15 protein-coding genes are annotated in these 13,918 nt (G+C 30.2%); 5 read left to right on the top strand and 10 right to left on the bottom strand.

The window, feature by feature from the left end:
- The 3 genes from RWQ74_RS05415 to RWQ74_RS05405 all read right to left on the bottom strand — a co-directional run.
- On the bottom strand, positions 1-905 hold a 905-nt coding region (locus tag RWQ74_RS05415), incomplete at its 3' end, for a DUF4097 family beta strand repeat-containing protein (protein ID WP_314397258.1).
- A complete protein-coding gene (locus RWQ74_RS05410; RefSeq protein WP_314397257.1) occupies positions 898-1,506 on the bottom strand; it encodes an HAAS signaling domain-containing protein in 609 nt (202 codons plus the stop codon). The genes RWQ74_RS05415 and RWQ74_RS05410, both read right to left, overlap by 8 nt.
- The gene (locus RWQ74_RS05405) at positions 1,499-1,816 is read right to left on the bottom strand and encodes a PadR family transcriptional regulator (RefSeq protein ID WP_314397256.1); all 318 of its coding nucleotides are present in this window, start codon (positions 1,814-1,816) and stop codon (positions 1,499-1,501) included. Before RWQ74_RS05405 ends, RWQ74_RS05410 begins: the two co-directional genes overlap by 8 nt.
- 154 nt (positions 1,817-1,970) lie before the next feature.
- Between RWQ74_RS05405 and RWQ74_RS05400 the strand changes: the two genes are divergently transcribed.
- A complete protein-coding gene (locus tag RWQ74_RS05400; protein ID WP_314397255.1) occupies positions 1,971-2,606 on the top strand; it encodes a YigZ family protein in 636 nt (211 codons plus the stop codon).
- 52 nt (positions 2,607-2,658) lie between these two features.
- Here RWQ74_RS05400 and RWQ74_RS05395 read toward each other — a convergent pair whose 3' ends face one another.
- From RWQ74_RS05395 to RWQ74_RS05385, 3 genes are all read right to left on the bottom strand, one after another.
- Positions 2,659-3,297, bottom strand: coding sequence for an NAD(P)H-dependent oxidoreductase (locus RWQ74_RS05395; protein ID WP_314397254.1), 639 nt, complete (start codon positions 3,295-3,297; stop codon positions 2,659-2,661).
- Between the two features lie 72 nt (positions 3,298-3,369).
- Positions 3,370-4,677, bottom strand: coding sequence for an aspartate kinase (locus RWQ74_RS05390; RefSeq protein ID WP_314397253.1), 1,308 nt, complete (start codon positions 4,675-4,677; stop codon positions 3,370-3,372).
- 124 nt (positions 4,678-4,801) lie between these two features.
- Entirely contained in the window at positions 4,802-5,956 is a 1,155-nt protein-coding gene (locus tag RWQ74_RS05385; RefSeq protein ID WP_314397252.1) for a homoserine dehydrogenase, read from the bottom strand.
- A 255-nt stretch (positions 5,957-6,211) separates the two neighbouring features.
- Between RWQ74_RS05385 and thrC the strand changes: the two genes are divergently transcribed.
- From thrC to asd, 3 genes are all read left to right on the top strand, one after another.
- The gene (gene thrC / locus RWQ74_RS05380) at positions 6,212-7,684 is read left to right on the top strand and encodes a threonine synthase (RefSeq protein WP_314397251.1); all 1,473 of its coding nucleotides are present in this window, start codon (positions 6,212-6,214) and stop codon (positions 7,682-7,684) included.
- Positions 7,684-8,565 carry a homoserine kinase gene (gene thrB / locus RWQ74_RS05375; RefSeq protein WP_314397250.1) on the top strand — a complete coding sequence of 294 codons (882 nt, stop codon included), beginning with the start codon at positions 7,684-7,686 and terminating at the stop codon, positions 8,563-8,565. The genes thrC and thrB overlap by 1 nt, the downstream gene beginning before the upstream one ends.
- Before the next feature lie 88 nt (positions 8,566-8,653).
- Positions 8,654-9,730 (top strand): aspartate-semialdehyde dehydrogenase, encoded by a 1,077-nt coding sequence (asd, locus tag RWQ74_RS05370; RefSeq protein ID WP_314397249.1) that lies wholly within the window; start codon positions 8,654-8,656, stop codon positions 9,728-9,730.
- Between the two features lie 65 nt (positions 9,731-9,795).
- Here asd and RWQ74_RS05365 read toward each other — a convergent pair whose 3' ends face one another.
- The 4 genes from RWQ74_RS05365 to RWQ74_RS05350 form a co-directional block, all read right to left on the bottom strand.
- Positions 9,796-10,902, bottom strand: a complete 1,107-nt coding sequence (locus RWQ74_RS05365) for a Gfo/Idh/MocA family oxidoreductase (RefSeq protein WP_314397248.1) — start codon at positions 10,900-10,902, stop codon at positions 9,796-9,798.
- A 224-nt stretch (positions 10,903-11,126) separates the two neighbouring features.
- Entirely contained in the window at positions 11,127-11,303 is a 177-nt protein-coding gene (gene rpmF, locus RWQ74_RS05360) for a 50S ribosomal protein L32 (RefSeq protein WP_003147267.1), read from the bottom strand.
- A gap of 32 nt (positions 11,304-11,335) precedes the next feature.
- Positions 11,336-11,842, bottom strand: coding sequence for a YceD family protein (locus tag RWQ74_RS05355; protein ID WP_314397247.1), 507 nt, complete (start codon positions 11,840-11,842; stop codon positions 11,336-11,338).
- Positions 11,843-11,929: 87 nt separating this feature from the next.
- A complete protein-coding gene (locus tag RWQ74_RS05350; protein ID WP_314397246.1) occupies positions 11,930-12,832 on the bottom strand; it encodes a 1,4-dihydroxy-2-naphthoate polyprenyltransferase in 903 nt (300 codons plus the stop codon).
- A 162-nt stretch (positions 12,833-12,994) separates the two neighbouring features.
- Between RWQ74_RS05350 and RWQ74_RS05345 the strand changes: the two genes are divergently transcribed.
- Positions 12,995-13,858, top strand: coding sequence for an NAD(P)-dependent oxidoreductase (locus RWQ74_RS05345; RefSeq protein ID WP_314397245.1), 864 nt, complete (start codon positions 12,995-12,997; stop codon positions 13,856-13,858).
- Positions 13,859-13,918: the final 60 nt, after the last annotated feature.

Raw genomic sequence — 13,918 nt, 5'->3', positions numbered from 1 at the left:
TTTGAAGATGTGAATAATTGTTTCTTTTTATTTGAGCTATTTGTAAAATTTGATTCTTCATCACTTAATTCAGCTATAATATCACCTTCTGTTGACTTAAGAGTAATAGAATTATTTGCAGTAAGATTACTTAGAATAATATTACCAGTAGTTGTTTTTAAGTTAATATTATCTGAACTTTTACTAGGAAGATTACTTACCTTAATATTTCCTAGTTCATTAGTTATATTAATATCTTTTATTGTTGATGATGACAACTCTGTATCTCCTGTTTCATTATCAACACTAATATCTTTTAAATCATTAATATTATTTAATTTAACATCTCCTGTAGCAACATTAATTTTTAGAGAATTATTTTTACTATTTAAGTTATCTATATTTAAATTTCCAGTTGCTAATTTAATATCAGCATCTGAGGCTGAAATATTAGTTATATATACATCACCTAGTTCACTATTAATTATAAGAGATTTAATATCTAGATTCTTGATAAAATAATCTCCTATTTTATTAACTGAATTGATATCGATATTAGAAGATTTAGGTATTTTTATAATAAGTTTTCTTTTTTCAGTAAAGAAATTAAAATTAATACCCACAATATTTTTATTTTCTTTTATAGATAACTTATTTCCTATGTGCTCTATATTAACTTTACGTTCTAGAGCAGTATAGTATTCTATTTCCATATTTTTAGAAGCAGTATTCTCTTCTATGGTTACATCAGAATCAATAATATCTAAATCTAAATTTTTAACATCATTAATTGAGATAGTATAATTCTTTTTCTCGAAATTAGAGGAAAATCTAGGTATATGACCATTATTTAAGTAAGTTGCTAATCCTATCAATACTAGTCCAAAAATTATAAAACTAATAGAAATTTTTATAAATTTATTCATTTATATACACCTCTTTTTTGAAAATCTTCACAAAAATTGTTCTGATATTTATACCATTTTGACGTGATTTTTTATATATTTTTATCAACCAGTCAATACCAATTAAACCAGCCCCTGAAATAACAAATCCAAATCCTAAAGTATCTAAGAAATACGAAATATTTCTTTCGTAAATAAGATAAAATGGAGATTTTAATATTAATAAGATTCCACCAATGAAAATAGCTATAATAGAAAGTACAATACTAAATATTATAGATAGAATAACTATAAAAAGACTAGCGATTAGAGAAAATATAGTTATCCAAGCAGGAAATAATAATACGGTAATAATAAAGCCGAGCTCTGTAGGGATTTTTCGTGGTATAAACCTCCATACTAGTTTTGTTTGTTTTTTCCCAATATTATGTTCATCTAAAATTTGATCAACGATGATATTAATATCCCCTAATTGCGATACAGCTTCTTCTTCACTTAAGCCCTCATCAATACGATCATCAATCATTTCTTCGAAAAAATTGAGTGTTTTATACATCTCTTTTGACGATAAATATGGTTTTAATTTATTTCCTAAAAGAGCGCAAAACTGTGTCTTATTCATGTTTTTCATCTCCTAATATATATTTATGTGTATTACTTATTACTTTCCAGTCGATAAGAAATTCCTGAATTTTATTGAGACCAACATCTGTAATTTTATAATATTTTCTTAGTCTACTATTATGTTCTACCGAATATGAGGTAACACAATCGTTTGCTTCCAAGCGTTTTAAGATTGGATATAACGTTGATTCCGATATAGGAATTACATTTGAAACATCTTTTATAATTTTATACCCATATGATTCAGAATTACGTAAAGTAGCAAGAACACATATTTCCAATAAACCTCTTTTTAATTGAGCTTCCATACAAATATCTCCTTTCACATAATACTATACATTACATAGTATAATTTGTCAAGTAGTATAATGAGAAATATATTCTAATTATTGACATTTTATTTATAATACATCATAATTAATATAGTAAATTCAGCAAATTATAAATTACAAAGGAGGTACTATGGCGAAAAAATTTATTACAATCAAAGAAGATTCATACGATGAATTTGTAGAGAAAAAATCTACATTCATTACTCATCTTATAAGAATTAATAGCGAAGAAGAAGCTCGAGAGTTTATTCAAAAAATGAAGAAAAAACACTACGATGCAACTCATGTTTGCTCATGTTATGTAGTTGGTGATAATAATGAAATAACTCGTGCTAATGATGATGGAGAACCTAGTGGAACTGCTGGCGCTCCGATGTTAGACGTACTAGTAAAAAACGAAATAAAAAATGTCTGTGCTACCGTAATACGTTATTTCGGTGGAACTAAGCTAGGAACTGGTGGTTTAGTCCGCGCATACGGTGGTGGAGTTATTAACGCGTTAAAAAATGCAACATTAGTAGAAAGAAAAAATGCTTTTGAAGTTAGATTAGAACTTGATTATAGTCTAAACGGAAAAATAGAATATGAAATTGGGAAAACTAATTTTATTGTAAACAATCTAGAATATACCGATAAAATCGTTTATACAATTTGTGTTATGCAAGAAGATTATGATAACTTTGAAAATTGGATTTCTAATCTAACAAATGGTCAATTTAAAATTCTATCTTCTAAAGAAAAACAACTTGAATTTGATATTAAATAAAGATAAGAAGGAAGCAGAAACCAAATTAAACGGTCTCTTATTCCTTCTTAGTTTATTTTTTATTCTTTCTTGAAAATTCTTCTATCCATGCTTTTAAATCAACTATCGCCTTTTTTACAATTTGTTCTTTATCATTAAATGCTAAATCTAGTCCTTCTACTCGTAAAACTTTAATTTTATCTATTCCTAGCACACCAAATATACCTCTAACATACTGAACCGCAAAGTCTAAATTTGTATATTGAATATGCTTATCAAATTCCCCTCCACTAGTTATAACAAATGTTATTTGTTTATCAGAATCATCCAATCCTATTAAAGATTCTACTTCACATTTAAATGTCTCATTTACAATTACAATATTATCTATGTAATCTTTAAATTTTGACACTACATTAAAATTATGAAGCGGCATATAAATAAACACTGCATCAGTACTTTTCCATTGATTTAGAATCTCTTTTTGCCGAATTTTATCATGTTGTTCTTTTTCTGTTAATTTTTCTTCTTCATAATTGAACATAAACTTATCCATGACTGGTATATGAACACTCGGATCATATAAATTAATCTTTTCCACACTACTAAAACCTTTTTCAACTAATTTCTCTTCACCAATTTTAGCAAGAATATTAGAAACTCTATGTTCCCCATTATAATCAGGATGACACATAATCTGTAAAATTTTCATAATTTCACCTCAAAAAATAATTTATTGTAAGAAATAGCCTCTCATCTAAAGTAAGATAAGAAGCTATTGATATTATTTAAATTCTGAATAAATAGTATTTATAGTTTTTTCATAATCATTATTATGAACACCTACAATAATATTAATTTCATCATTAGTTTGTGAAATCAATGCAATATTTACCCCAGCTTCCCCTAATGCTTTGAATAATCTTCCAGATAATCCTTTTGTATTTTTCATTTTCTCACCAACTGTAGCAATAAGTGAAATTTCGTGAGTTACATTTATCTCGTCTGCTTCTAAAACAGATTTAATTTTAGCTACTAACTCATGAATAAATGGTCTCACATTACCAGTTTCAACAACTACTGAGAATGAGTCAATTCCACTAGGAATATGTTCAATACTAACATTAAAGTCTTCAAAAATCTTAAGTGCTTTTCCAATTAAACCAACTTCATTTGCCATATGACGTTTTTTAATCGTAATAATAGAGAAATCTTTTTTCCCTGCAATACCTGTAACTATTTGTTTCGCATCTAGGTGTTTATTATCTGAGATAATAGTTCCTTCTGCTGTTGGATCATTTGTATTACGAATTTGGATAGGAATATCTTTATCACGAACTGGGAAAATCGCTTCTTCATGAAGAACACTTGCACCCATATATGAAAGTTCACGAAGTTCTGTATAACTAATAACTTTAATTTCATGTGGATTTTCTATAATACGAGGATCCGCCATTAGAATTCCAGATACGTCAGTCCAGTTTTCATAAACACTTGCATTTGCAATATTAGCAACAATCGCTCCACTAACATCTCCTCCACCACGAGTCATAATTTTAATTTCCCCATTTGGTCTGCTTCCATAGAACCCTGGAATAAGAAGACGATCATATTCTTTTACAATTGCATCAAAGGCTGCTTGAGTTTTTTCAAAATCAATCTCACCTTGATAGTTGTAAAAGATTAAGTCTTTAGCATCTACAAAGTGATAGCCTAAATACTCTGCCATTAATAAAGCTGTTAAATATTCACCACGACTCACTAAGTACTCTTCATCGATTCCTTTACTTATCTCTACTTTTAACTTAGCAAGTTCTCCTTCGATATCAAAACTTAAATTTAATTCATTTTTAATAGCTACAAATTTATCTTCAATCATTTTAAAGATATTATCGAAATTTATATTATATTTAGTATGTGCATAACATAAATATAATAAATCTGTTACCTTATTATCTTCTTTATTTGCTTTCCCTACAGCACTTACTACAACAAAACGACGTGCATCGTCTAATTCCACAATATTCTTAACTTTTTTGAACTGTTCAGCACTTGCTACCGAACTTCCACCAAATTTTGATACTCTTACCATCTTTTCTCCTTTTTCTATTAGTATTATTTATATTTTTTATTTCTAATATATATTATATAACTATTTGTAAAAAAATCAATAAATTTTCTGAAAAATCTAAATTTTATTCGCAATAATCATTTTATTATTTATGGAATTTAGCAACAACAAAACTACTATCTTTTTCTTTCACTTCATCTACTAAATCAGCAAGTTGTTTTAATGAAATTTCTTTTGTTTTCACATAGAAATTACCTTTATATTGCTCAACACTTTCTACCAATTCCCCTGATAATTCTACAGATGAACGAACCAAATAATTTCTTCTAGTTAATTCTTCTGAATAAGATAAGTCGTTCTTAATTACAACATCAACCCTTGTTGAACCTTCATTAATGTCTACTATATCTTGAACAATCGCATTTCCTGTTGGGAATTTCCCTGCACCTTGTCCATAAAACTTAAGTTCACCGATAAATGATCCATCTAAAGAAATAATGTTGTTATTTAATGGAACAGCAGCCTCTTGAGATTCTTTCCCAAATATAGACAGCATTACAGAAGTTTCATACTTACCACCTTCTACATTTGTTTCTCCAATATATTTAACAGCTAAATCATATTGCTTTAAGTAGTCAATATCATTTTTAGTAATATTTCTCATAGAATATGTAGGAAAATCTGGTTGAACATGAATATCAAAAGCAAGTGCATTACTTAAGATAATCTTATTCACAACATCTCCACCATCAACATCAGCACTTGGATCAGCTTCTGCATAACCTAAATCTTGTGCTGTTTTTAATGTAGAATCAAATTCTTGATCGTTTCTATACATGTTATCAAGAATAAAATTACTTGTTCCATTGAAGATACCATATACACGTTTTACTTCATCAACACGTCTAGTTCTTTCTAAGTTTACAAGCCAAGGAATTCCTCCACCTACACTAGCTTCAAAAATAAACTTCACATTATTTTTCTCAGCTAATTCAACAAATTCATCTAAATATTTTGCTGCAACAGCCTTATTAGCTGTAACAACATGTTTTTCATTCTCTAATGATCTTTTAATAAAGTCATACGCAGGATTAAGTCCTCCAAGACACTCAACAACTACTGATATTTCTTCATCATTAATAATTTCATTAATATCATCAGTAGCTAAATGCATTTTATCTCGGCTTCTAGCAAAAACACTCTTCACTTCTAATTTCTTTAATTCCTCTGTATTTCCATTTGTTATTATCTCATAAACTCCACTACCTACAGTTCCATATCCTAAAATCGCTATCTTCATAATTATTTTCTCCTAAATTCAATTTTTATTTTCAATTATATTTAAAAGTTTATCAAGTATTTTTCCCATGTCAATTATTCAATATCAAGAATTTTCAAAAAATTTCATTTTTTGACTATTTTGACTATTTTTATAACCTATTTTGGTGTAAAATTATAGTTATAAAAAATTTTAAGGTTCTTTTTATAAAAAACACTTGTATTTTTACAAAGAACATTGTATCATATATACAACGATAAAGCAAGGAGATTTTAAATGATTTACGAAAGTACAAGAGATATTAATAGAAAATTAAATCCAAGTGAAGCTATTCTTCAAGGTTTAAGTGAAGAAGGTGGACTTTTCGTTTTAAGAGATTTAGGAAAGAATAAATTAGACTTAGAAAAACTAATCGGAAAAAGTTATTACAAAGTTGCTGAAGCAGTGCTAAGACTTTTTGTCGATTTTAGTGATGAAGAAATAAAAAATTGTGTTGAGCAAGCTTACAGAGGAAAATTCTCTCACGAAAACATCACTCCTCTAGTGGAATTAAAAGATGGACATATCCTTGAATTATTCAATGGACCTACTAGTGCATTTAAAGATGTTGGTCTATCACTTCTTCCACAACTAACAAAAACTGCTTTAACAAAAGTAGAAGATAAAAATGATATTCTTATCTTAACTGCGACTAGTGGAGATACTGGTAAAGCAGCATTAGAAGGTTTCAAAGATGTAGATAGAACAAAAATCATGGTTTTCTACCCTAACGATGGTGTAAGTACAGTACAAAAAACACAAATGCAAACTCAAGAAGGAAATAATACAAAAGTTTGTGCAATTCACGGAAACTTTGACGATGCTCAAAGTGGAATTAAAGAACTATTTGTTGATGAAGAATTCAAAAAAGAACTACTTTCTAAAAACATTAAGTTATCAAGTGCAAACTCAATCAACATCGGACGTCTTATTCCTCAGGTAGTTTACTACGTTGTTTCATACCTAGATTTAGTAAATACAAATAAAATTAAATTAAATGATAAAGTAAACTTTGTTGTACCTACTGGTAATTTCGGTAACATTCTTGCTGGTTACTATGCTGAACAAATCGGTTTACCTGTTAACAAATTAATCTGTGCAAGCAACAACAATAATGTACTTTATGATTTCTTAACAACTGGTGTATATGATAAGAACAGAGACTTCTTAAAAACAGTATCACCAAGTATGGATATCTTAATTTCTAGTAACTTAGAACGTCTACTTTACTACGTTAGCGGTTGTGATAATGAATATATCGCTAAGCTTATGAAAGATTTAAAAGAAACTGGGCGTTTCGAAGTTACTGGTGATGTACTGACTAAGATTAAAGATAAATTCCAAGCTGGATTTGCTGATGATGAACAAACTAAAGAAACTATCAAAGCTATCTATGAAAAAGATAACTACCTATTAGATACACACACTGCAGTAGCCTATAAGGTTCTTCTTGAAAACTTAGATAATGGACATGCTAGCATTGTACTGTCAACAGCATCTCCATATAAATTCACAGAAAGTGTCTACTCTTCTCTATTCGAAACTCAAGGTGAAGACGAATTTACTCTTATGAACAAACTTCATGAGCAAACTAAAGTAGTTATCCCTGAGAACTTAAGAGATCTTGATAAAAAAGAAATTAGACATAAAGATGTAATTAATAAAGAAGACATGAAAAAATACATCTTAGAGAAACTAGGTGATTTATAATGGTAAGTGTTCGTGTACCCGCAACTTCAGCTAATGTTGGATGTGGATTTGATAGCCTTGGTATAGCTTTGACACTTTACACTACATTCAAATTCGAGAAATTAGATAGTGGGCTTGAATTTGAAGGATTTGAAGAACGTTTTTCAAATGAAAATAACCTAGTATATCAAACATTACTGACTACACTAAAAAAATTAAACAAGGATATTTCTGGTGTTAGAATATCTATCAAAAATGATGTACCAATTAGCCGTGGTTTAGGTAGTAGCTCTACATGTGTAGTTGCTGGAATTTATGGTGCATACTTATTAACTGACACACCTATTGATAAGCAAGAAATCTTTACAATAGCTAACGAAATCGAAGGGCACCCTGATAATGTTTCGCCAGCTATTTTTGGAAGTCTAAGCTCATCTTGCACTACTGATAGTAAAGAAGCGGTAACTGTAAGATACGAGGTTGATGAAAGATTTAATTTCTTAGCATTAATTCCAAACTTCGAAACTTCTACTGAAGAAGCTAGAAAAGTAATGCCAAAAGAAATTAAGCTTCAAGATGCAATCTACTCATTATCACGTATCGGATCGGTTATTAAGGCATTTGAAACTTATGATTTAGATCTTCTTAAAAAGGTTATGGGAGATAAAATCCATGAACCTTATAGAAAAGAAATAATACATGAATATCATGAAGTAAGAGAAATCTGTGAGAAGATTGATAGTTCTGCATTTTTCATTTCTGGAAGTGGTTCTACACTTATGAATATAGTTAGCAATACTAACAATATTGAAAAAATAAAAACTGAACTTGCTAAATTAAAATACAACTGGCAAGCCATCTTATTAAAAGTTGATAAAGAAGGAACAATAGTTCTAAATTAATATGTTATAAATATTAGAACTTCTTCTTTCGTTACAAAGAGGGAGTTCATTTTGAAATAATTTTATATAAATAAAGGAGAAATTTATTATGCAAAAATCAAGAGTAGCCGTACTTGGGGCAACAGGAATGGTAGGTCAACGACTATTAGTATTATTAGAAAATCACCCATACTTTGACGTAGTTAAATTAGCAGCATCACCTCGTTCTGCTGGTAAAAAATATGGAGAACTTATGGAAAGCCGTTGGAAATTAGACCACGCTGTACCTGAATACACTAAAGAATTAGTTGTTGAAGACTTATACAAAATTGACGAAGTTTCTAAAGGAATTGATATGGTATTCTGTGCTATCAACCTGGATAAAGAAGCTTTAATCAAACTTGAAGAAGACTATGCTAAACGCGAAGTAGTTGTTGTTTCAAACAACTCTGCAAACAGAAATAAAGATGATGTACCGATGATCATTCCAGAAATCAACTCAGCTCACCTAGATGTTCTTCCCGCGCAAAGAGAACGTCTTGGAACTAAAAAAGGATTCATCGTTACAAAACCTAACTGTTCAATTCAAAGCTATGTACCTATCTTTGAAGCAATTAAAGAGTACGGTGTTAAAGAAGCATCTATCTGCACATATCAAGCTATCTCAGGAAGCGGAAAAACTTTTAACGAGTGGCCTGAAATGGTAGAGAACATCATTCCTTATATCGGTGGGGAAGAAGAAAAAAGTGAAAAAGAACCACTTAAAATCTTCGGTAAAGTAGTTGATGGGAAAATCGTTCCAGATGATTCTATGAAACTTTCAGCTCAATGTATTCGTGTTCCGGTTCTTGACGGACACCTTGCTTGTGTATCATTCAATTTAGAAAATAACCCTGGACTAGAAACTTTAGTTGAAAAAATTAAAAATCATGTTCCTGAAATTGCTAAATACGACTTACCATTAGCACCATCACCATTTATTAAATACTATGAAGAAAACGATCGTCCACAACCAGTACTTGATCGTGACAACGAAAAAGGTATGCAAATTACTGTAGGACGCCTTCGCGAAGATAACCTATTCGATTACAAATTCGTAGGACTTTCTCACAATACATTACGTGGAGCAGCTGGTGGAGCTGTTTTAACTGCAGAACTAATTAAAAAATTAGGATACTTAGACTAGTATTATAAAATAATACTCCAGGAGAACTTCTCTTGGAGTATTTGTTATTATTGGTCTCTTAGTTTCTATTTTACTATTTCTCTCAACTTTATTTTTCTATTTTCTTTTAAAGACAATGTGCATGCATCAGCAGTCGCAATTGACTCTAGAGCTGCGACACCATTTAATAGTTTTTCATATTCTTTTGATACTTTTTCTCCATTCAAAATGTTATGCAAATACAACATTTCTTTATCTATACAGCTTTGTAACCAAAGTGGACAACGTACATTAGGATTTCCATAAGCTATTCCTCCGTCCATTCCTCTACCTGTATAAATAGCCGTTCTATCATCATCTTCTTCTTTTGATTCATGGATTAAGAAATAACTCTCTCCTTCTCCCACTACTCTTAAAGTACCTTTAGTATTATATAAATCTAATTTTATAGCACCTTTGGTACCTTCTATAAGGACATAATGTTCACCCCATCTAAATGCATTCCCATATTCAAGTACTGCATATCGTTTATTAGAAAATTCCAGATTAACTATTAAGAAATCATCTTCATCACCAAAATTTTCACCGACATGACATACATTTCCGCCTATCATAGTTGCTTGCTCCGGTAGACCATCCATAATAAATTGAATACAATCAAGTTCATGAATGTGATGATATAAGTGGCCTCCAGACTGTGATCGAATTTTTTTCCAAGAAACAGTTTCTTGTTTTTCTTCCCATCCTGTTCTTGCAGCATGACAAAATATTACATCCCCAATTTTCCCTTGCTTAATCAATTCTTTTGCGTGACGTACTCCATTAAAAAAATTCATAATATGACCCGCCATAAAAATCACGTTATTTTCTCTACAAGTCTCAACCATAACCTTACAATCTTCATACGATAAAGAAATTGGTTTCTCACAAAACACATGTTTTCCATTTCTAGCCGCTAACACTACAGGTTCACGGTGTAAATTACTAGGTGTCGCTACAACAACGCAATCCACATCATCTAGACCTACCAACTCTTCCAACGATGAGCAATTCTTTGCACTAAGTTCCTTAGAAACTTTCTCTCCATTTTCCGGATCAAAAACTGCAGTCACCTTCGCATCTTTTATTTTCTCTAATGAACGCGCTAAGTCTGCACCAAAATAACCTGTTCCAACAATTCCATAATTTGTCATATTAAAATCCCCTTTTCATATTCCTAAACAATTAAGAAATAATATTCTATATCCTTATATTTATTATACAACTTACTAATACAAATTTAAAGATTTATTTTCTGTTCATTTTTAATATAAATTTAAATCTTTAAATGCAAGTCTCATATATTTCATTTACTTAACTTAATTTTAAACATAAAAAAACCCTAAGGACACCTCCTTAGGGTTTGGTAATATTTAAATTATTTAACGTCTAGAACTTGTCTACCTTTGTACATACCAGTTTTTCTATCAACACGGTGACCCATTACGTAGTTACCAGTTGTTGCATCGATAGTAATTGATGGTGCAGATAGTTTTTTGTGAGTTCTTCTTTTTCTTTTAGCTGTTTTTGATGTTCTTCTAAAAGGAACTGCCATAGTTAATTTCCTCCAATTATTTTAAATAATTCTTATTGTTCTTCAAATAATCCATTAAGAGCCGCAAATGGTGATTCTTTCTTTTCTTTAACATCAGTTAAAGACTCTTCAGAAACCACTTCCCAGTCATTACCAGAAACCATTTCTAACTCTTCTTCATCAGAAGTAGTTATTGGAATATTTAAAATTATAAGCTCATTTACTAAAGGTGTTAAGTCAATATACATATCCATTAGATTAACGTCGAATACCTCTTCGCCTGCAAATACAGATTTATCAACGTATTCTTCTCTTTCTTCGATTTCAAATGGAACAACCACTTCTTTAAGTGTTTTTCCTGAAATCATTTCGAAGTTTCCTTTAATTAATAGATCGGCATAGATTTTATCTTGTCCACCTCGAGTTAATTTTCCACTAACAACAACGTCTCTAATATCTTTTAGAGAGTTATCATAGTGTTCTACTTTAACATTTATATTTTCTTCAAAAACAAAAGTATCACTATTATTTTTGAATAACGAAGATCTTAACCATTTCATTAAATATCACCTCATAAACACATTATTTATTATATATCTTTTACTTTAAGATGTCAACAAAAAAAGTTGACTCTTTTTATATTTTTTTTAGTTCATTAAATATTTCAGTATATTTGCTAACGACATTATAAATCCTACAAAAATCGTTAACTTAGCTGTTAACACCATGAATGGCGCCATTGTTTTTTTGTGATTATTCTCACTAAAACCTTTAATTATTTTTATCGCTAAAGGAATAGTAACAAACACTAGTAGATTCCACCATGAAGCATATTTAGTAATTATAAATAAAACATTTAATAAATATACTACGATAAAGCTAATTGCCATTGTTTTAATCGCATTATTTCTTCCTACTAATATCGCATATGTTCTTCTTCCTGATTCCTTATCATTGTCTAAATCACGGATATTATTCGCTAATAAAATAGCTCCAATCATGATAAATAACGGTAGTGAAACGACAATAATATCAGCATTTACATTTCCAGTTTGGAAGTAAAACGATAAAGAAATAATTATTGTCCCCATAAAAAATCCAGAAACAACTTCCCCAAAAGGAGAATAAGCTATAGGATACTTTCCACCTGTATAAAAATAGCCGGCAAGCATACACACTAACCCTACTAATAGTACATAAAGACTAGTCATAAAAGTTAGAATTAATCCTAGTATAAAAGCTAGAGCGTATAATACCAACGCACCTACCATAACTTCTCGAGGACTTAGATTCCCCTTCACTATCGAACCAGAAATTCCCTCAGAATCTATTTTATCCAAACCATGCTTATAATCATAGTATTCATTAAACAAGTTAGTTGCTGCTTGAATCAACAGACATGCCAGTAAAAATAAAATAAATTTTAAAATCGAAAACTTAATCTCATATCCTAAAGCATAAGTAGCTCCAAATAAAACTGGTGCTATTGATGCTGGATAACTATGTGGTCTTGTACACATGAAAAATTCTTTTAATTTACTTTTATTCACAACATCCTCCTAGTGATCTTCTTACCTTGATTATTATACCATATTTTGAAGTGCTATGATATTAAATTTCTTTCCTACTATTCTATAATCATTTAGCATAACGTTTTCATCGATTTATGATATAATTAAAGAACATAAAACTATTTATTGGAGGCATTCCCTATGAAAATTGCATGGATTGGAACTGGAGTTATGGGCGAAAGTATGGCTGGTCACCTTATGGATGCTGGTCATGAACTTTTCGTTTACAACAGAACAAAGAGTAAAACTGATAACTTAGTAAGTCGTGGAGCTACACTTCTTAACGAAGTAAAAGATGCACCTAAATTTGCTGATGTAGTATTTACAATGGTAGGTTACCCTAAAGATGTTGAAGAAGTTTATTTGGGTGAAAATGGACTTATTACAACAGCTAAAAAAGGTCAAGTATTTGTAGATATGACTACTTCTTCTCCTACTCTAGCTGAAAAAATTAGTAATGAATTTCTAAAAGTTGGTGCATATGCACTCGATCTTCCTGTAACAGGTGGAGATGTCGGAGCAAAAAATGCTACTCTATCAATTATGGCTGGTGGCGATAAAAAAGTATTCGAAGAAGTTGTTCTTCCACTAGTTGAAAAATTAGGTAAAAATATTACATATTTTGGTGAAGCTGGTAAAGGGCAATATACAAAACTTGCCAATCAGATTGCAATAGCCACAACTATGATTTCTATCGCTGAGAGCTTTAAATTCGCCAAAGAAGTTGGTTTAGACTTAGACTCATTCTTCAAGACCGTATCAACAGGTTCAGGTGGAAGCTTCTCAATGACTTCATACGGACCACGTATCTTGAATGAAGATTTCAAACCTGGATTCTTTACTCATCACTTTATTAAAGATATGAAATTAGCTTTAGAAGAATGTGAAAAAATGAACATTAAACTACCGGGTCTTGAGACAGCATATAAAATTTACAACGAATTAGAGGAAGAAGTTCGTAACACAAACGGAACTCAAGCAATTTCAAAATGGTATAAACTATAAAAAAGGGAGTGACTCAAAAATTGATTTTATCGAGTCACCCCCGCACAGTTTATTAGATAT

It is taken from the genome of uncultured Gemella sp. (assembly GCF_963525165.1).
Lineage (GTDB): Bacteria > Bacillota > Bacilli > Staphylococcales > Gemellaceae > Gemella.
This window is presented reverse-complemented; position numbering and strand designations above follow the sequence as displayed.

Excerpts from the sequence above, each read along its gene's own strand:
- RWQ74_RS05410 (WP_314397257.1), bottom strand. The coding sequence starts at position 1,506 with ATGAATAAGACACAGTTTTGCGCTCTTTTAGGAAATAAATTAAAACCA.
- RWQ74_RS05385 (WP_314397252.1), bottom strand. The coding sequence starts at position 5,956 with ATGAAGATAGCGATTTTAGGATATGGAACTGTAGGTAGTGGAGTTTAT.
- RWQ74_RS05405 (WP_314397256.1), bottom strand. The coding sequence starts at position 1,816 with ATGGAAGCTCAATTAAAAAGAGGTTTATTGGAAATATGTGTTCTTGCT.
- RWQ74_RS05345 (WP_314397245.1), top strand. The coding sequence starts at position 12,995 with ATGAAAATTGCATGGATTGGAACTGGAGTTATGGGCGAAAGTATGGCT.
- RWQ74_RS05365 (WP_314397248.1), bottom strand. The coding sequence starts at position 10,902 with ATGACAAATTATGGAATTGTTGGAACAGGTTATTTTGGTGCAGACTTA.
- RWQ74_RS05395 (WP_314397254.1), bottom strand. The coding sequence starts at position 3,297 with ATGAAAATTTTACAGATTATGTGTCATCCTGATTATAATGGGGAACAT.
- RWQ74_RS05400 (WP_314397255.1), top strand. The coding sequence starts at position 1,971 with ATGGCGAAAAAATTTATTACAATCAAAGAAGATTCATACGATGAATTT.
- RWQ74_RS05390 (WP_314397253.1), bottom strand. The coding sequence starts at position 4,677 with ATGGTAAGAGTATCAAAATTTGGTGGAAGTTCGGTAGCAAGTGCTGAA.
- thrB (WP_314397250.1), top strand. The coding sequence starts at position 7,684 with ATGGTAAGTGTTCGTGTACCCGCAACTTCAGCTAATGTTGGATGTGGA.
- rpmF (WP_003147267.1), bottom strand. The coding sequence starts at position 11,303 with ATGGCAGTTCCTTTTAGAAGAACATCAAAAACAGCTAAAAGAAAAAGA.
- RWQ74_RS05355 (WP_314397247.1), bottom strand. The coding sequence starts at position 11,842 with ATGAAATGGTTAAGATCTTCGTTATTCAAAAATAATAGTGATACTTTT.
- asd (WP_314397249.1), top strand. The coding sequence starts at position 8,654 with ATGCAAAAATCAAGAGTAGCCGTACTTGGGGCAACAGGAATGGTAGGT.
- thrC (WP_314397251.1), top strand. The coding sequence starts at position 6,212 with ATGATTTACGAAAGTACAAGAGATATTAATAGAAAATTAAATCCAAGT.